Origin of the sequence: Brucella sp. (genome assembly GCF_032066345.1) — a bacterium.
Classification (GTDB): domain Bacteria; phylum Pseudomonadota; class Alphaproteobacteria; order Rhizobiales; family Rhizobiaceae; genus Brucella; species Brucella pseudogrignonensis.
This window is the reverse complement of record NZ_DAMBKZ010000035.1, coordinates 12064-30503: the sequence shown is the minus strand read 5'-3', so window position 1 is coordinate 30503 and position 18440 is coordinate 12064. Positions and strand designations below refer to the sequence as shown.

Genomic DNA, 18440 nt, shown 5'->3' with positions numbered 1-18440 from the left:
CATACCACTTGTGCATGTTCTTGATCTCGATGGCCACATCGGTCTTCGAGACTTCAAGTTTAGAACGATCGATTTGGAGTTGTTCAGCTGTGTTTGTCATAGCATCACCCGTGAGCAATCATGACATGACGCACAGTGGTATAGTCCTCAAGTGCGTATATAGACATGTCCTTGCCATAGCCGGATTGCTTCAAACCGCCATGCGGCATTTCATTGGTAAGCATGAAATGTGTATTAATCCAGGTACAGCCATATTGTAGGTGCGCTGCAGCTTTAAGGCCCTTGCTGATGTCTTTGGTCCAGACGGAAGACGCCAGGCCATAATCACTGTCATTGGCCCAAGAAATCGCCTGTTCCTCTTCGACAAAGCGCGTCACCGAAACCACTGGACCAAAGACTTCACGACGGACAATCTCATCGTCCTGCAACGCTCCGGCAACCACAGTCGGTTCAAAGAAGAAGCCCTTCTCTCCAGAAGGCTTACCGCCTGCGGTTATTTCGATATGTGCGTTCTCACGAGCCCGTGCAACAAAGCTATCTACACGATCACGTTGGCGACGCGATATAAGCGGTCCCATCTCATTTTGTGCGTCATCGTCGAGATTGAAACGAATGCTGGAAACAGCACCAGATAAATCCGCAACAAGGCGATCGTAGATCCGCGTGTCGGCATAGATACGACAGGCAGCTGTGCAATCCTGACCAGCATTATAGAATCCGAATGTTTTGATGCCTTCGACCACCGCATCAATATCGGCATCTGCCATAACAATGACGGGCGCCTTGCCTCCCAATTCAAGATGCGTCCGCTTCACTGATTTTGCTGCTGCCTGCAAAACCTTTTTACCGGTTGCAACATCGCCGGTAATGGAAACCATGTTGATTGATGGATGGTTAATAAGAGCGTTTCCGACAGTTTCTCCGCGCCCAAGTACGACGTTCACGACGCCCGATGGCAGAATATCGGCCATCACTTTGGCCATTTTCAATGCAGTCAAAGGCGTCTGTTCTGATGGTTTGAAAACAACTGTGTTACCACCAGCAATAGCCGGAGCAAGCTTCCAGGCCATCATCATTAACGGATAGTTCCAAGGGGCAATCGATCCAACAATCCCCACAGGATCGCGACGGATCATGGACGTATGACCGGCGAGATATTCAGCAGCAATCGGCCCCTGCATGTTACGGACAGCACCTGCGAAATAGCGATAGCAATCAATAACTGCAGGTATTTCGTCACTCAAGACTGCATGATACGGCTTACCGCAATTCAGTGCTTCGAGTGCAGCAAAGCCTTCGGCATCTCTTTCGACTGCGTCAGCAATTTTAAGCAGATAACCCGAGCGTTCCGCGGGCGTTGTACGAGACCAGGATTGAAATGCCTTTTCCGCGGCGTCGACAGCTTTGTCAACCTGTCCCAATGATGCTTCAGCCAGATGCAGAACAACATCCCCGGTTTTCGGATTGAGAACAAGTTCCTCATGTTCTGTTCCCAGTTCGAACTGGGAGCCGATAAGCATTTCTGAATCCATTACATTCTCCGGAGAAATTACGTCTGTTTCCGTTGTTTATTCATGACATGACATCTAAGAGACTACGAAAAGCAGAACTTATCTGAGCTGGATATAAAACCGCGCACGACCTCGCCTGCTCCACTGGCTGAGAATGGAAGATGAAATCGATCCGGGTTTGGGATTGTCGCAAAACTTGTCTGAGCAGCGATGAAGACGCCTAAATGCAGCTCACAATATTAGCTGATCAAGGCACATAAACCGTGCTTGCATTGCTCTCTCCATTTTGCCGTTTTCGGCTTTTCGTTCCTTGGAGATGAAGTTATCTGAACGAAAAACATTCGCAAATTCATTTATTAGAAAGCAGGTATCGGTTTTTCCGATTGATGTAACAAACCCGCACCTTAAAGCCAGCTCTATTTAAGAAATTTCATTTTAGAACAGCTATTTAATCGAATTCTTTTTCTCAAAGATCATGTTAGCGTTGCCTTCCAGAACGCGCTGCTTCTGCAATTCCAATAAAATCGCGAGCGGATTGAGGAAGACTCGAGCCTTTTCGCCATACCATTCCAATCTGCACGATTGGCAGAGAACCAGATACATCTCGGCTTTCGATACGGTCCCCTTCAAGCGACCAGGGGCGATAGACGAGATCAGGTAGAAGGGCTACACCAGCGCCGGTTGCCACCAAACTACGCACTGCTTCAACAGAACGGGTTCTGAAGGCCACATGCGGCCTCGCCCCAAGCGCTGCGAGAAGCTTTCCAGTATTTTCCTCGATTTCATCGACAGTGAGCATGATCAAAGGCTCTTTGGCCACATCGTCAATTGATATTCCGTCAACCGATACAAGCGAGTGCCCTAACGGCAACCACAACCGATAAGGCGATGTTTCGAGAATTTCGGCATGAAGCGCCATTCGATCCCGAAGACTTGAGATAACCACAACCGCTACATCGAGTTCACCGCCAATAAGTAGGTGTTCCAGATAAGAACCGTTGTCTTCAATTGCACTCACTTCCACATCGGGAAACGCTCTGCGATAGCGCGCCAGCAGATCAGACAGAACATAGCCCGCAACCAGTGATGTGACGCCGAGATGCAGTGTTCTTTTTTCAGTCACCTGCTTGCTTGAAAATGAGCGTCTTGCGTCAGAGACATCAGCCAATATTTTGGTCGCATGGCGCATAAACTGATGGCCATTGTGAGTAACGATCAAGCCACGCGGATGACGCTCAAACAAGGTAACGTTGAGATCAGCTTCAAGTTCTTTGATCGCCTCTGTGATAGACGATTGGGAAATTGATAGCGATTGCGCGGCACGCGTAACAGAACCCTGCTCGGCACATGCGATGAAATAGCGTAACTGCCTAAGCGTGAACATTTCTCTGCAACCGGTATTCTGGAAATCACATTAAGATCGAGCCATTTAGTGGTTAGTCAGCCTCTCATAACGATTATTTGCTTACAATGACACTAAATATCGACTTCTCAAGAGTCGAAAATCAGGGGCCTCACGCGCTTTCTTATCAACGATCAGATGTAAAATTTCCTTGATGGCGCAGAACACAGAACGGGCTGGCGCACTGATTTTGGAATGATCGGCCAGTATGATGGTTTTTGCTGAATTGCGCACCATAGCACGCGCTATTTCCGCGCCTTGGATAAAATGGTTCATAGCACCGAGCTCTGGGTCAATACCTCATGGGGCTAATAGAGCCACATCTGCTCGATAGCGATGAATATCATTGATCGCGGATGCGCCCCAAGTTTCCAGAGGATCTTGACGAACATCACCGGATAGCAAATGGACCTCATAACGGTGATAAGTATTGCTTTCTCGCCCAGAGAACAGGCGCGCTACGTCGATTGAATTGGTCAGGATATTGAGGCCAGAAAGACCGCGATGGTTAGCCTTAAATCGACGGCAGGCAGGAAGAATTATCCCCATTTACCCATCAGAAGGCACGTCTATGACGCCGGAGTTTGCCGGCTTGTTTAAGAATGCGCCAAGTGGAGAAAATGCTAAAAAGGCGCTCGACAGCCTGCTTTCCAAGGAAGCACAAATAGAACTATTGAAGGTCGCGTTCCGTCGCCCAAGAAGCAACGATATCAAAGTATCTGAATTCGTTGAATTGCCTGAACTTGTCGACGTAAAGGTCTTCGCACTTGACGAGGCTGATGCTGCCAAAAACCGCGACGATTTTCTAGCTAATTGGGCAAAACTTCCCAAAGCAGGTGACGTTCCGCAATAACTATGTATTTGCCAATAGAGCACAAGAAACATCGACTCTCCCGCACTCAGGCGTGCCTGAAGAATAGCGGGAGAGTGGCGAGGCTTTGACGATCCAGACACATCTTTAGTAACGATCTAGATCGCCTTGACTAGATATTTGAAACGTTGTGACTTGCCAAAGAACAACAAATCGACACCCAGAGAACCCCTTTAAGAGACATTTATCATTCTGTTTTGACGCTGGTTTTTATCGCAACTACAAAACCGGCATGTATGTTAGCCCTGTAAGCTAAGATTAGCTAACGGTCTGCGCTTGATGCTTAGAACCCCACACTAAATCTCGCATTAACTCCATTCTGCACAGCGCCCGTACCAAACTGACCATTATAGGAGATCCCTATTTTAGCAGCGTCGTTGAGCGGAATGTCAAAGCCAGCCTCCAACAGCGCAACGTCTTTGGCGATCGGCGACCCTGACACACTAAAGTCATCCGACCCAACAAAACTAGCTGCCGATATAGGCGTTACATCACCAAAGGCGTGGCGCCAGCCGATATCCCCACGCGCTGTGAACGGAACATTACCAATATCAAAGTCAGTAGACGCACGGAATCCCAAAGTACTGAAACTGGTGTTGGTCGTTTCTGAGTTAACTGAGAGTGCCGCTGCAGTGAGACCGTCTTCACCAAACCCATTGCTCCTAAATCGCACAAAGGCAAGATTAGCATAGGGTTCAAGGAGTGATCGATTCACTTTCATCTGGTAGCCCAACTCCCCGAAAATCTGCAGAGTGGAAGCATCGTAATCACTGCTTAGGCTGTCTGTTACCCCGGGAAAAGCTATGCTGCGGCTCATTGAAATATTATGCCAAGTAAATGCTAGACCTGAGCGTAAATTCAGCGCTGCATTATCGGAAATCGACCACTGTGAGCCTGCATAGGTTCCAAGGGTATAATTATCACTATTTCCGGACGAAGACCGATCATTCACCCGGAAACTTGAGCGGCTATATTCAGCCATAACACCAATGCGCCAAGTATCGAGAACAGCTGCATCGACACCGCTCGCAAAACCGCCAACGGATGACTTTACATCGCCGGTGTTTTTGTTTCCGTCCAGAACGCCCCAGGCTCCAAAAGCATATCCCCATGCAGAATAAGGCGTCTGTGGAACGGCAGGAGTTCTTGGTGCAGCCTGTTCAATAGCCTGCGACGAAGCAGGCTTAGGCACTGGAAAAAATGGCAGCTGCTCTATTGGGGCAGCTACGCGCGCCCCGAAAGCTTGCTGCAGGCGACTATTCATGGCCCCGCGAACAAACTGAGACTGATCAATCAAAACACTGGCAGTTGACGCATAGACCTCACCGGAAAGACTGTCGAAGCTGCCGCGTGTTTCGTCTGCTGATAGCATCAGAAGATCATTGTAGAGTTCCAGCGAAGCGCCAGATTGGACAAGCGTGTCCAAGGCTGACGCCGTTGCATATTGATTGGAAGTGCCAGCTACCCTCTTGAAGAGCGGCCGGGGTTCGGGTGTGCCGGGGTCTGTTCCGCCATTGTTGAGCGCGATCGTCAGATCAACGCTGTTGGGATTATAGCTCAATCCAAAATTCAAGAATGCTGAACGAGACACAGCATTGGAGAACTCTCCACTTACACCACCGTCTGCATTCAAGACCCGATAGGTTTGGCCATTTTGGTAACTGGTTTCTGGGTCAATTGCTGTGACGTATAAATTACTACCAGCAACGGTAGCCGTTCCTGTTACGTTAACAAGATCGGTTGATCCATCACCAGCAATCTCCACTCCAAGATTGCCACCTGCGGCAAGGTTGAGATTACCATTGATATTTATAGTACCGATTGAATTACCGGCAGCAAGTGTTCCACCAGACGATATGTTGACCGCTGATCCGGCACCCGAACCAATAGAACCCGATCCGCCGAGTGTTGCCCCACTCAGGACGACAATATTTCCACCAAGCTTTCCAACCCCCAGGCTGTTGCCGACAAGCATCGTACCGTTTTTGACCGTCGTGTTACCTGCAAAGGCGGAACTATCACCGGTTAACAGCAGTGTTCCGGTACCTGCCTGAATAATCTCGCCCGTTCCTTTATAAGCACCGCGCCATGTCAAGGTATTGGAACGGTCATAAATGAGTGTTCCATCATTGGTTATAGTACCAGGGAAGTTGGTACCACCAATCAGACCAGTCGTCCCGCCATTACCCAGCTGCAACGTGCTACCGTTAGCGATTTGAACATTGCCGCTCGAACTGCTGGTTCCAGTCAGAATGAGCTTTCCTGTTCCCAGTTGTTCAAACGATCCTGGACCAGTGACAATTCCTGCATAAGTGATTTCATCAGCACGATTAAAGGATAATGTACCATAATTGGTTACATTACTTACAATTGATCCCGTTGATCCACCATCACCGATCTCAAGACGTGCACCCGCCGAAATGCCTGCTCCGCCGGTAAAACTGTTTTGGCCCGACAGAACCTGTGTTCCGCTGCTAATGTTAATGCCACCAATGCCTGAAATATTTCCGCTGAATGTATTTGCTGCGTTGCTGATAAGCAAAGACCGGCCACCAAGAACGACTGTACCCGTGCCAGAAAGATTGTTGATCTGGGCCGAAGCAGCCGCGGACACATCAAGTATTCCATTCACAGCGACTGCAGATGAAGCGTTAATTCGACCCTGTCCTGAGAGCGCCAGTGTTCCACCACGGATTGTCGTTGTGCCGCTATAGGTATTCATACCCGTGAGCGTAAGCGTTCCTGTACCATTCTTGATGAGATAACCTGTTCCGGTTATCTTCGAACCGATTGTCATCGCATCAGTAAAATCGGCGCCAATCCACGATGTTTTCGTGTTAAAGTGGATTTCTGCGGCATTGATAGTACCTGAGAGCTCGCCTTGGCCAATGCTAAGAACACCTGTCGCTTCGCGGTCACCAAAGATGTTGCCTAGTTCAAGAGGGCTCGTCACGCCGACATTAATTGTGCCGCCATTATTCAGAAGAAGAACGCCGTCGCCCCACCCTCCGACAACAAACCTGTTGTCCACATTGGTGGGCTGACTGAGATTGACAGTCAGCACCGCGTCTCCTCCAGAGACCGTAAGAGACCCTTGATTTCTACCATCGGCTACAAAGAGCCTATCGGTTACAACATGGCCACCTGCTTTAATAATCATAGAGCCTCGTGGATCGCCCGCAAGGCTACTTGTCGAAATAGAAATAATATCCGACACTCTGAGTGAGCCGCCCTCGACTACAAGCTCGTTACCTTGATTGATACTAACCTTGTCGGCAAATGCTTGTATTCCAGTGGCAATCGCGGCCAGATTCCCACGAGAAGGATCACCAAGGAATGCCCAAATCGTGGAATCCGGTATGCCACCAGTCCAATTCAATGGGTTGGACCAGTCAGAGTTTACTCCGCCCTTCCAGACTGATTGAGGTACTGGCTCGGCTTGGGAGTGTGACGGCCCAATCCCCGACAAGATAGCGGCTGTACATAACAGAAATGCCGAGCGGCGAGCGACGCATTTGACAGTCGCACTCCTGTTAGACGATTTTGTGCGCACGGAAGCGTTAGCTGCGTTGTGCAGTTCAAACAAGAGAATCCCCCCGGCCCTTCAGAGCCCCGATATCATAACCGCCGCCAGTTATTTTACGCTTGAGATTACAAGTTAGCGCTAATACGTCAACAACTTTCGGTGGAGTTTCAAACGTATTTTCTTGCCGGTTGTGGGGATATTTCGTTCATTAACCCAATTAAGTCCGATTTATTTTCAAGTTCGCTGGTTCAAAAGAACGCTTCGAATAGAACCAAACGCAATCTCACATTCTTACGCCCAGATTCTTTGCTATTCATGATCAACGCATTGTAGGCGATTGACGTCCTGCAACAGTATTTAGGTAACGTAAATACGCCATTCTCGAAACGAATAGTCATCGCACTTCCAAATAAGAGCTTCACGATTTCATAAGGCGGCCTTTCATTACTACTCCGCTGCTTTAAAATGCTCGATGAACGGGGATTATCGATAGATATCGTAATTGTCTTCGGTCGCGGGATTGTTGCGGCTTCGTGCATAACCATGTCCGGCATAAGTTGCGGCGGCGATGATTCCGGGAGAGAGGCAATCGCCGATGCGTTCAACCGTTTCCAGACCATGATCGGCCCATTGGTCTCTCATGGCGATGAGGTCATGCCATAGTTGATCTATTGGTATGCGTGACGTGACCGGAACCATTGTGGCACAGTCGATTGTGCGGGTTTTACCGGAATAAGAACAGGCAATGTCGAGCGTATCTTTTGTACGTCCGGCAAGCTGGTGCAGCGGGACAATTTCAATACCCTTTTCGATCAGGCGGCGCTGCACACGGCTTTGTTCGAGCGTGTGTTCGGTCCAGGGCGCGACAATTGGGGCGGGGGTAACGAAAGTCACAGCACGTCCTGATGAGGCGATAAGCTCGGCCAGAACACTCGCCATATAGTACCGATCATCATCGAACACGACGACCGGGCCATCATTCGTGAGTGCGCTCACACCGTTTTCCAGCAGCGCATTGACGCCAATTGTTGCGCCTTCAGCAAGATAATCGAGTGGATCGCGATGGGCGCGGCCCATGCCATCGTTACGCCAGCGTGCCCCTGTGGCAATCGCTACATGCGGGATGCCATAGGATAGAATGTCTTCTGCGCTAAGCTGACTATCGAGATAGAGTTGTGCATTGGGTGCCTGCTGCAATTGGCCAATTCGCCAGTCGCGCACGCGGCCCCATGCGGCAAGGCCGGGAAGGCGGCATTCCTGCGCAACGCGACCGCCCCATTCCTTTGCCGCATCGGCCAGCATCACATCGGCGCCACGCTGTGCCATAACGCGAGCGGCTTCAAGTCCGGTTGGGCCACCGCCGACGATGAGCACGGATTGCTGTGTTTCAAGCGTTGGGATGATTTCCGGATGCCAGCCTTTGCGCCATTCTTCGCCAATGGTCGGATTTTGGGTACAGCGCATTGGCGCGACCGTATTATCGCTTGCGGTGCAGATATTACAGCCAATGCATTCGCGAATATCGTCAATGCGGCCATCACGAATTTTTGCTGGCAGGAAAGGATCGGCAATTGACGGACGCGCTGCGCCGATCATATCAAAAATGCCTTTTTTGATCGCGCGAACCATTGCATCGGGCGAGGTATAGCGGCCCACGCCAACAACTGGTTTTGAGGTGAGCTTTTTCACAAACGAAACGTAGTCTTCCTGAAAGCCTTCCTGCGAAAAACGCGAGGTCTGGCTGTCATTAGACCAGTTGGAGAGGTTCACATCCCAGAGATCAGGTTCGTCGGCGAGGGCAGCAATCACATCGCGGCCCTCACCATCATGGGTCAGGCCGTCCGCGCCTAAGAATTCCTCGACCGCAAAGCGCACGGCAATGGCGCATTTATCGCCAACGGCGTCTCGTGTATCGGCAATCACTTCACGGAAAAGGCGCAGGCGATTTTCAAAGCTGCCGCCATATTCGTCCGTGCGTTTGTTATAACGCTTGAGCAGGAAATGCTGCAAAAGCGTCATGTCGTGACCAGCATAGACGTAGATGATGTCAAAGCCCGCGCGCTTTGCGCGCAATGCCGCATCGCGATGCCATTTGCGAAATTGCGCAATGTCGCTTTTATCCATCGCACGCGCCTGCACTGGGTCTTCCACATCGACCATGATGTCGGATGGTCCAAGCGGCGAAAGCCGTGTCAAGCGGTTCGCGATGTGGATGCCATTATGCACCAACTGAATGGCTGTGAGGCTGCCATGCTCATGCACGGCATCAGTCAACTGGATAAGGCGCGGAATATCCTTATCGTCCCACAATCTGCCCTGATTGGACGGGGTAATATCGGAGGTCGGGTGGATCTCCGTTTCCTGTGTGGCGATAACGCCCCAGCCGCCTTCTGCCTTCATGCGGCGCATGTGACGGTCGGCGTCGGGATAGCGATGGCCCATGCCGCTGCAATGCGGCACCTGATAAAAACGGTTGGGTGCCGTGACCGGGCCGATTTTAATGGGTTCGAACAGAATATCGTAACGTGGGTCGCGCATGGGCATAGTTCCATTGTTCCGGAAAATGGCCGTTTGAGCCTGCCTTTTCCGGTTAGATTTGAAGTGGTGTTTCTGTATTAGAACGTGTCGGTATTCGTGGTTATCTCAAACCCCTTTAACCGGTATGCGGCGTTCGATCCGACCCATGCCAAGCACAAGAATGCATGTCAGTGCGAGATAGATTGCGGCCAGTAGGAAAAGCGGTTCATAGGTCAGAAGCGTATCCTGCCGCACCTTGGTCATGACGCCATAAATATCGATAACGGTGATTGTCGCGACGAGCGGTGTTGCCTTGAGATGCAGCACGGTTTCGCCAACGAGCGTTGGCAGAGCGCGATAGAATGCGCGTGGAAACCAGATGCGATGAAAGATTTTGAAACGCCCCATACCGAAGGCGCGTCCGGCTTGTAATTCGCCAGAAGGGACGCCTGCAAATGCGCCGCGCATGACTTCGCCTTCATAAGCTGCGAAAGACATGGTGAGCGCGAATAGACCGTAAGGCCAAGCCTCACGCAAATAAGGCCAGAGGAATGATGAGCGGATGCCGGGGATCATCGGGAAGAGCGAACCCAATCCGTAGTAGAGCAGCCAGAGCTGCAACAGGAGAGGCGTGCCGCGAAACACAGTGCAGAATATGGTTGCGGGTGCTTTGAGCCACCAAGGTCCGGTGACCTGCACGATGCCGAGCGGGACAGCGAGCATAAAGCCGATAATGACGCTGCCAAACAGCATGAACAGGGTGACGCCAATGCCGGAGATAATGCGCGGCATGTAGCGCGGTAGCCAATCCCATTCACCCATATAGACGGCAAGGCCAATCGCTATGGCAAGCAATGCCAGCAATACAATACGGTGAGGCTGGAGCCATTCGCGAAGGGACGGAAAACGTGGTTTTGTTGCGCTTATATCCATCTCATCGAGCCTCCGGGAAACCGCGTTTGAAATGGCGCTCAACCGCGCGCAGGAACGCGGTCGAAAGCAGCGTTATGCCCAGATAGATTGCGCCTGCGGTAAGGAAGAACAACATATAGGCTTTGGTCGCACCAGCCGCCTGACGTGTGACGAGTGTAAGTTCTGTAAAGCCAACGACAGCAAGAAGGGCAGTGTCTTTCGTGGCGATCAGCCACAAATTGGAGAGGCCCGGAATCGCAAAAGGCAGCATGGCTGGCAAGGTAATGCGATGCATGACTTTTATAGGTGACATGCCGAATGCGCGACCGGCTTCGATCTGGCCGGGGGCGATGGCGAGGATAGCGCCGCGAATAACTTCCGTGGCATAGGCACCTTGAACCAGACCGATCACGATGATGCCAGCGACCAGGCCGCCGACATCAACCGATCCATAGCCAAGCTTGACCATGATCGTGTTGAGGAATTGTGTGCCTGCATAATAAAGGATCAGAAGCAGGACCAGCTCGGGGATGCCGCGAACGACAGTGGTGTAAACCGCGAGCAGGTCTTTTATGACAGGACTGCCATAGAGCTTTCCTGCCGCCCCGCAAACGCCAAGCAGCAACCCAAACAGATAACCGCCGACGGCTATCTGCAAGGTATTCAGCAGACCGAAGAAAAGCGCACGCCCCCAACCCGGCGGGTCATAGGCAAGCAGGCTCCAGTCGACTATTGCGGGGAAGACAGAGTTCATGTGAACAGCCTTGAAACGGACTTACTGGCCAAAAACGTCGAAGGTGAAATACTTCTTCTCCACGCGATCATATTCGCCGTTTTCGCGAATGGTCTTGATGGCGACGTTGAGCTTTTCACGCAGATCGTCTTCGCCCTTGCGCACGGCAACGCCAACGCCCTGACCGAGAATCCCCACATCGTCAGCCGGTGTTCCTTTGCTTTCGCAGCAAGATTTGCCAACATCTGTATTGAGGAAGTCGATCAATGCACTGCTGTCGGCCATGACCGCATCAAGACGTCCGGCGGCGAGATCGTTGTTGGCTTCGTCCTGCGTCTGGTATTCTTTCAGTGTCGCGCCTTGTGGCACAAAATACTTGTCAACATAGGCCTGATGGATCGTGGACACCTGAACACCGATAACCTTATCAGCCATGCCTTCCGGCGTGACTTCGAACTTCACGTCTTTCGCACCAATGATCATTGGTGGGATCTTGTAATATTTATCGGAGAAATCGACGCGCTTTTTGCGCTCGTCGGTGATCGACATGGAACCCATGATCATATCGACCTTGCCGCTGGTCAGCGCCGGAATAATACCATCCCATGCAATTGGCACGGTTTCGCATTTAAGGCCAGCAGCTTCGCAGACAACGCCAGCGAGGTCGATCTCAAAACCCTGCCATTTACCGGAAGCATCGGGATAATACATTGGCGGATAAGGCTCTGCGCCAAATGCAACCTTGAGGGTTTCTGCCTGAGCCGCTGGAGCTACTGCTGTGACCGCCAAAAATGCAATTGCACACGCCTTGATTATTGCTTTCATGATTTCCTCCGTTTTATCGTTCCACATTGTCCGCAATCTTGGTGTTACGGCTTGTTCTTCAGCTATGCGTTGAGCTGATGAATTTACGCAGGCGCTCCGATTTAGGATCGCCAAATATCTGTTCGGGTGAGCCTTGTTCCTCAATCTGTCCGCCATGCAGAAACACAACCTTCGTCGCGACATTGCGCGCGAATTTCATCTCGTGCGTGACGAGGATCATGGTGCGGTGTTCTTTTGCCAGATCATGGATGACTGAGAGCACTTCGCCGACCAGCTCCGGGTCGAGTGCCGAGGTTGGTTCGTCAAACAGCATAGCCAAAGGCTGGATAGCGACGGCGCGCGCTATTGCGGCACGCTGCTGCTGGCCACCGGACATGAAGGCCGGATAGACGTCACGTTTCTCATAAAGCCCGACACGGCGCAAAATGACTTCCGCTTCAGCGATAGCTTGGTCTTTTGGAACGCCCAGCACATGAACGGGCGCTTCGATCACGTTTTGCAGAACCGTCATATGCTGCCATAAATTGAAGCTCTGGAAGACCATGCCGAGGCTTGCACGGATGCGCTGTACCTGTCGCGCATCAGTTGGTTCCATGCCGTGGCTACGCGTGTACATCTTGATCTCTTCGCCGTGAATAGCGATTGAACCGGCGCTGGGAATTTCCAGCAGATTGATGCAGCGTAGAAGGGTCGATTTTCCCGAGCCACTGCCGCCAATAATGGCGACTACATCACCGGAATTGGCTTCGAGTGAAACGCCTTTCAGGACGTCGAGCGTACCGAAACGTTTGTGTAAGTCCTTGACCGCAATCGCGATGTTCGTGTCCGTCATTAATTTTCAATTTCAAAAGCATAATCCGAGACGTCTAAACATCCGCATGACGAATAAGCGGACGCATTTTGCCATCAGCTCACGGATTAATACGTGAGTTGTGGTGAGCGGTTCAGCTTTCGAAAGTGCTCCTCAACTTGACTGCATTTCCCCCGCTGCCTTGTTGGAACTTTCCTTAGGCAGTCGTTTTATAATGGAAACTATACAGATGCATAATTACTATGCAAGTGCATAATTTGACGCATCTCTACTTTGCCTTTGTGATCATACGTGCGACATAAACCTCCGAAGGAGAATCTTAGTTTCATGCCGAGCCTGTTCAAACGCGCCCCAGAAAGCGAACGCCGTCGCGAGTTGATTGAAGCGACATTGGAGTGCATATCCGAGCTTGGCATTCAGGCGACGACGGTGCGTGCGGTTGCAGCGCGCGCTGGTGTGACGAACGGGCTGATCCGCCATCACTTTGAAAACAAAGCCAATCTCATCATCGAAGCCTATCGTCGCACGATGGAACTCATCACTGCGTCTAGTATGGAAATATTGGAGTCCGGCGAGGGAACTCCGCATCAGCGGCTCTTGAAATTCATCAAGGCAACGCTGGAAGGCCAAGCATCAGATTATAGAATGTTATCCCTCTGGGCGACCTTCATCAGCCAGAATCGCGTCGACCCTTTGATCACGGCAGTGCGTGATGAAAGCTACGCCAATCTCCGCCAGGCGACTGAACCGCTTCTCGCCGAAGTTTTCACAGCCGAAGGACGAGCGCTCACACCTGTAGAAATTGAACGCGCCGCCATTTGCGTGCATGCCATACTGGACGGTATATGGATCGAAGCCTGCCTCGATTTAACGCGCGAGAACACAGATATGTTTGTGAAACTCGCAACAGAAATGATCGAAAGAGTGTTGGATATTCAACTCGATTGAATTTCCGACTGATCGAATAAACCCATTAGATTTAGCACCAATTAAATCGATGTCGTCATTAGCAAACGTCGCCAATCGTTGGCTCTGGGTTCAATTAGGTCGTTTACGCGGGGACTTTCCTTGTCGGCAAGGCAACAGGTGCACCCAGATGAGGTTGATATCACACATATCATGTTGTGCACTACCCTATTACCTACTGTGATAGGCGATTTTTTGACAAGTTTTAGAGAGCTACTTATCTAAACTAGAATCCCTCCAAACGATTGTGCTTGCACCACACTTTCCCTTGAAGCTAGACATGCAACCGAACCAAACCACTGGTCAAATCCTTTGGCTTTGTTTGGTTTTTCTAAACCACCATTGCAAAGGCTCCGGCCAAGAATGCAAATAAACACAACCCCAAAGCCAATCTTTATCAAGTCTCTAGCAATCTGCGTATCAACCACCAGAAGCATGAAGCCTTGATTGCAATCGCTCCGCTTGACGATGATGAAGCGCTTAATATTGCCGACCCCACAGCATCTCCTGAAAATTGTCTACTCCCATCAGTGTTGGGCAGTAAATTATCAAGTGCCGGAAGAGCTTCCAGAAAAAACGAGGCGCGTTTGGTCTCTTATCCCGTGATGCATATCAGCATCTCGTCGACTGCGTTGGTGTTGTATGAATTATTTTCCAAAGCAGAAATATATCCCGGCTCTATTATACTTATGAACAAAGGTAAACGCAGCTCGATTACTCAATGAGGCGATTTTTCTGATGATCCGCTTGCAAAACGATCCGGAAAATCCAGTCTCCATCGAGATGACGAGGAGCTGGCGTACTCATGGCATGAAGCACGAGTAGGTATTGCATTGCAAGAGGAGGCGTCATCGCGTTCTGCGCTCTTGCGACGGCTGGTGCAACTGCCATCCTCGGACCGGTGAACCTTGTCGATTTGCTTGCGCCGCATATGGACCGTTCATTCAGCTTTCGTCGAGCTCGCTCGCATATACCGTGTCAATATTAACTGTGCTTCATTGTGGCTGATGGCCGGACCGATTTGACCGTGAACTTGTTTTTCAAAGGCAAGTGCTGGCCAGTCTTCTGGCCACATTGATCGGCAAGCCATTTCTTTAGACATTATAGGAGGACCGTCGAATTATGTACTTTTGATATTAAGACCAATGTCGATCTTTTTCCTATTGAACTCGGACTTTTTGTGTATCCTGTGCCCTGTTTTCAGAAGCGAGCCTTACACGATGCCAAAACGCCTATTCTACATATGGATAGCCATTTTTGTTTTGGTGACAGGCGCACTTAACTGGTTGCTAAACCCAACCCCGCCCACTTCACCCTCCATTGGTGGAGGTGGCTATGATTTGTCCAAGCCAGTCTACACGTTGCTACTCTGGGCTTTCTTGATCTTATGGACATCGATTGCCGCCGTAACCGGCATGATTAGTAAAGATACTTTTTCTGCACGACGAGCATTTCTGCTCGCCGCTATTGGCGCATTAATGGCGATCATATTCTTTGCGATCTACGGTCAAAACATACACTGATGATTTGAGCGGTTTAAAAATTTCGGACCTGCTCTCTTAGGTCTCGAGAGAAGCGATCAATTTCTGCCCGATCTATTTCTCTTTTTTTCAACACCTCCGCAATCGATGTCTCGCTCTCATCAAGCATCGCAAGATATTTACCTTTCAAATCGCTGTTCTCCGGTACGGCTGCAATATTTTGGCGAATGCGATTTTGTTCATCTTGAAGAGACTGGAGCTTTTCCTCAGAACTCTGAAGTTGCCGCTCCTTTTCAACTTTCTCCCGTTGCGCTTTCGCAAGTTTGGTAAATTTGTCCGCCACATTCTTATCAGCGGCAGATGAGGACCAGCTGACAAGTGTAGCGGGATCGATATCAATTAACCCATAGCGTTCATTTTGAATTCGCTCATCCACAGCAACGACAGACCGCTCCTGCCCTGCTTTAACGGAAGCTTTCAAACGGCGATGGGATACAGTTCTTCCACTTTCGGCATCTGAAGAGAAAGACCAGCCATCCCGACTAGGATGTTCGATGACAACTATTCTGTCGCCATCCAGCGCACCAGAGATGCGATAAGTGGTAGTTTCACGCTGCTTTTCCGAGATGTGAGCGATGCCATCCACCACTTTTATATCGGTGATCTGTCTCGTTGGTTCCTGCTCTTGCGTTACCGTCACCTTGCGATCCGTTGCAAAGGCCGCAATTCGAGTATCATCCTTTGGAAGGCTTAAGAGCTCTGCATCTCCAACATAACCAGCCTGGCTGTCGTAAACAGTCAGTATCCCACCCGGCAAACTATTGTCGGATGAATTTTTCAGCATTATAGCGGCAATTGGGTGGACGCTGTTGTTGCCACTACGATAAATTGAAACCATCTCAGCATCAATTTGCGCATCAGCTATTGGTACTGACAAACTGTCGCCGTTTGTCAGATCGAATGTACCCGGCAGGGCGAAGCTCGCACTCGTATCATGCTCCGAGGCCGCCGCAACTGCACTGTTCTGACTTCCCGCCGCAGAACTGCCGCCATAACCACTAATGGCAGGAGCCGGGACACGAGCCGTATCCATCATCTGCTCATCATTCTCAAAAACTGCTGCTTTTTCACTCGCAGGCATTGATCGCAGCCGGTTATTCAGGTCGCCAGTGTCCGCCTCGAACGCATTAACGGTTGCTGTATTTACAGCGACCTCCGCCCGCTCCTTCCAGTAAATCTGGTGTAAACGCTGCTTTAATGTAACAGGATCACCAGATGTCAGGGTTAATTTAACATCTTTCCAATCTTCGCCACTCGCATTTTCTAATACAGCCCAAGCCTGCAGCCGCGCTTTACCGTCAGGTAGCGTCAGAACTCTATAGGCTGTCTTCCAGATGGGGGAAGCAACAACATAAGCTAAACGGGAATCCGTGTCCGAGAGATCACTGACGGCAATCCGAATACGACGTGAGCCATCATTTTTGCTTCGTTCGATGGACGCTGCAGCGCCCAAAATCTTAGATTTCATTTCAGCATCATCGACACTGAATGAAGTATCTTCCCCAAGTTTGATTGTCTGGATCTTCTCATCTTGATCCAACACAGTCAGCAGATAGAATTTTGCACCGTCGGCGATAGCAACAGTTTCTACGCCCAAAACTTTGCCTCTCACGGTTTTTCCATTGCTTGAGACGCTTACCGAAGTACCAGAAATTGAGGACAGCAAGCTGGAAACCGACAACAAATCTGATTGTTTAAAAGGAAGCTGCTTAAAAGTCTCGTCAAGCGGGCTTGGACCAGCGAGAGAGATATTCTTAATCTCGCCCTTTCCACCCTTAAGGACCAAGCTTTTCAGTACGTCATCAACCTGAGCAAGTGGAACCTCGATTTCTACATTACCATCACTCGAAACCACAGGCTTTCTGGATATTTCCGCGACGCCACCTGAAGACAGAGTCACAGCATCAATAGAGCTTACCTCAGACGCCAACGCCGATGTATAAAGTACAATAACGGCTACGGACGTGAACGTAATAAGCTTGATCATTTAAATCTCCAGTTAAATGAAGGGGTTCGAGAGCCAACCGTATAACGCTTATAAGCCACTTATGGATTTTGTGCGGTAAGATTTAGATCAGAATACAATATTTACCGGTTATTTATCACTTGAACCACCGCCTGTGGCGACAAGCTTACAACCACCATGACCTGCTTCACCACTTTGACTTTAGACGAAAATGCCGCAGTGATCTGTGCCTTCTGCCTTGATCGTACTGGACACGGCTTAAGTAGCATACACCTGCCCCTTTGCTCCCCGTCATTGACAGCAATTCCGAGTAGGCTGCCAATTTTCAAACCAATATTTGAGCTTGCGTTGATGCCGATGGCAAGCATTTGAGTATCTGGCTGGCCATCTTACCCAAGGCTGCTTGACGCCGGAGGCACAAGCACAGCCCCAGCTCGGTCATGGTGGCCATTTGGCCCAATTCGATCTGCGGGTGGGATTAGTTTCCGTGTAATCTCCGACGAGTTAAAATCCGCATCAAACACGATTGTCGCCTGTCCGACATCGAAAGGTTCTGCGCCTGTAACCTCGGCACTTGTGATACTGGGAGAGTTATCGCTAATCGAAGCCATAAACGCAAAAACCACGCAAGTTAATGCGATTATGCTGCAAAATCATACCGTATTGGAAACAAATGCGGAGCGCCTTTTCCGGTATAAACCATGCCATTATTTTATGCGCTCAGAACGCACTATTTAAAATTGATACTGCACTGAATGGGAATGCTAAGGCTTGACAACTTAAAATGGCGCAACCGCAAAAACCTTACCCTATGTTGCATATATGCTACCCCAAATTGTATTGGGTTGTGTTAGCTAAT

Annotated in this window: 15 protein-coding genes and 1 pseudogene; 5 read left to right on the top strand and 11 right to left on the bottom strand. The window is 50.1% G+C overall.

Going from position 1 to position 18440, the window contains the following annotated elements:
• The 4 genes and pseudogenes from RT142_RS23940 to RT142_RS23925 all read right to left on the bottom strand — a co-directional run.
• Positions 1-100: pseudogene (locus RT142_RS23940) on the bottom strand (amino acid ABC transporter ATP-binding protein); the annotation flags it as partial.
• Between the two features lie 4 nt (positions 101-104).
• Positions 105-1532 (bottom strand): gamma-aminobutyraldehyde dehydrogenase, encoded by a 1428-nt coding sequence (locus RT142_RS23935; RefSeq protein WP_113160221.1) that lies wholly within the window; start codon positions 1530-1532, stop codon positions 105-107.
• Positions 1533-1989: 457 nt separating this feature from the next.
• A complete protein-coding gene (locus RT142_RS23930; protein ID WP_007879876.1) occupies positions 1990-2895 on the bottom strand; it encodes a LysR family transcriptional regulator in 906 nt (301 codons plus the stop codon).
• Between the two features lie 81 nt (positions 2896-2976).
• A complete protein-coding gene (locus RT142_RS23925) occupies positions 2977-3210 on the bottom strand; it encodes a hypothetical protein (RefSeq protein ID WP_313032063.1) in 234 nt (77 codons plus the stop codon).
• 274 nt (positions 3211-3484) lie between these two features.
• Here RT142_RS23925 and RT142_RS23920 point away from each other — a divergent pair, with 274 nt between their 5' ends.
• On the top strand, positions 3485-3766 hold the full coding sequence (locus RT142_RS23920) for a hypothetical protein (RefSeq protein ID WP_313032060.1): 282 nt from the start codon (positions 3485-3487) through the stop codon (positions 3764-3766).
• 301 nt (positions 3767-4067) lie between these two features.
• On the opposite strand, the gene RT142_RS23915 is transcribed toward RT142_RS23920, so the two are convergent.
• The 6 genes from RT142_RS23915 to RT142_RS23890 all read right to left on the bottom strand — a co-directional run bounded on the left by RT142_RS23915 (position 4068) and on the right by RT142_RS23890 (position 13129).
• Entirely contained in the window at positions 4068-7163 is a 3096-nt protein-coding gene (locus tag RT142_RS23915; RefSeq protein WP_313032058.1) for an autotransporter domain-containing protein, read from the bottom strand.
• 630 nt (positions 7164-7793) lie between these two features.
• The gene (locus RT142_RS23910) at positions 7794-9854 is read right to left on the bottom strand and encodes an NAD(P)-binding protein (RefSeq protein WP_105519804.1); all 2061 of its coding nucleotides are present in this window, start codon (positions 9852-9854) and stop codon (positions 7794-7796) included.
• 99 nt (positions 9855-9953) lie between these two features.
• A complete protein-coding gene (locus RT142_RS23905; protein ID WP_113160226.1) occupies positions 9954-10760 on the bottom strand; it encodes an ABC transporter permease in 807 nt (268 codons plus the stop codon).
• 1 nt (position 10761) lies between these two features.
• On the bottom strand, positions 10762-11493 hold the full coding sequence (locus RT142_RS23900) for an ABC transporter permease (protein ID WP_105519806.1): 732 nt from the start codon (positions 11491-11493) through the stop codon (positions 10762-10764).
• 21 nt (positions 11494-11514) lie between these two features.
• The gene (locus tag RT142_RS23895; protein ID WP_105520138.1) at positions 11515-12297 is read right to left on the bottom strand and encodes a transporter substrate-binding domain-containing protein; all 783 of its coding nucleotides are present in this window, start codon (positions 12295-12297) and stop codon (positions 11515-11517) included.
• A 58-nt stretch (positions 12298-12355) separates the two neighbouring features.
• A complete protein-coding gene (locus RT142_RS23890; protein WP_105519807.1) occupies positions 12356-13129 on the bottom strand; it encodes an ABC transporter ATP-binding protein in 774 nt (257 codons plus the stop codon).
• 306 nt (positions 13130-13435) lie between these two features.
• Here RT142_RS23890 and RT142_RS23885 point away from each other — a divergent pair, with 306 nt between their 5' ends.
• From RT142_RS23885 to RT142_RS23875, 4 genes are all read left to right on the top strand, one after another.
• Positions 13436-14056: a TetR/AcrR family transcriptional regulator gene (locus tag RT142_RS23885; protein WP_105519808.1), complete on the top strand. Its 621-nt coding sequence runs from the start codon at positions 13436-13438 to the stop codon at positions 14054-14056.
• A 461-nt stretch (positions 14057-14517) separates the two neighbouring features.
• A complete protein-coding gene (locus RT142_RS23880) occupies positions 14518-14799 on the top strand; it encodes a hypothetical protein (RefSeq protein ID WP_146112697.1) in 282 nt (93 codons plus the stop codon).
• Between the two features lie 107 nt (positions 14800-14906).
• Positions 14907-15062, top strand: a complete 156-nt coding sequence (locus RT142_RS24460) for an iron chelate uptake ABC transporter family permease subunit (protein WP_113160227.1) — start codon at positions 14907-14909, stop codon at positions 15060-15062.
• A gap of 232 nt (positions 15063-15294) precedes the next feature.
• Entirely contained in the window at positions 15295-15597 is a 303-nt protein-coding gene (locus tag RT142_RS23875) for a hypothetical protein (protein WP_105520139.1), read from the top strand.
• Positions 15598-15610: 13 nt separating this feature from the next.
• On the opposite strand, the gene RT142_RS23870 is transcribed toward RT142_RS23875, so the two are convergent.
• On the bottom strand, positions 15611-17602 hold the full coding sequence (locus RT142_RS23870) for a DUF4139 domain-containing protein (protein WP_313032047.1): 1992 nt from the start codon (positions 17600-17602) through the stop codon (positions 15611-15613).
• Positions 17603-18440 lie beyond the last annotated feature (838 nt).

Excerpts from the sequence above, each read along its gene's own strand:
- RT142_RS23895 (WP_105520138.1), bottom strand. The coding sequence starts at position 12,297 with ATGAAAGCAATAATCAAGGCGTGTGCAATTGCATTTTTGGCGGTCACA.
- RT142_RS23910 (WP_105519804.1), bottom strand. The coding sequence starts at position 9,854 with ATGCCCATGCGCGACCCACGTTACGATATTCTGTTCGAACCCATTAAA.
- RT142_RS23905 (WP_113160226.1), bottom strand. The coding sequence starts at position 10,760 with ATGGATATAAGCGCAACAAAACCACGTTTTCCGTCCCTTCGCGAATGG.
- RT142_RS23930 (WP_007879876.1), bottom strand. The coding sequence starts at position 2,895 with ATGTTCACGCTTAGGCAGTTACGCTATTTCATCGCATGTGCCGAGCAG.
- RT142_RS23875 (WP_105520139.1), top strand. The coding sequence starts at position 15,295 with ATGCCAAAACGCCTATTCTACATATGGATAGCCATTTTTGTTTTGGTG.
- RT142_RS23885 (WP_105519808.1), top strand. The coding sequence starts at position 13,436 with ATGCCGAGCCTGTTCAAACGCGCCCCAGAAAGCGAACGCCGTCGCGAG.
- RT142_RS23890 (WP_105519807.1), bottom strand. The coding sequence starts at position 13,129 with ATGACGGACACGAACATCGCGATTGCGGTCAAGGACTTACACAAACGT.
- RT142_RS23935 (WP_113160221.1), bottom strand. The coding sequence starts at position 1,532 with ATGGATTCAGAAATGCTTATCGGCTCCCAGTTCGAACTGGGAACAGAA.
- RT142_RS23870 (WP_313032047.1), bottom strand. The coding sequence starts at position 17,602 with ATGATCAAGCTTATTACGTTCACGTCCGTAGCCGTTATTGTACTTTAT.
- RT142_RS23920 (WP_313032060.1), top strand. The coding sequence starts at position 3,485 with ATGACGCCGGAGTTTGCCGGCTTGTTTAAGAATGCGCCAAGTGGAGAA.
- RT142_RS23900 (WP_105519806.1), bottom strand. The coding sequence starts at position 11,493 with ATGAACTCTGTCTTCCCCGCAATAGTCGACTGGAGCCTGCTTGCCTAT.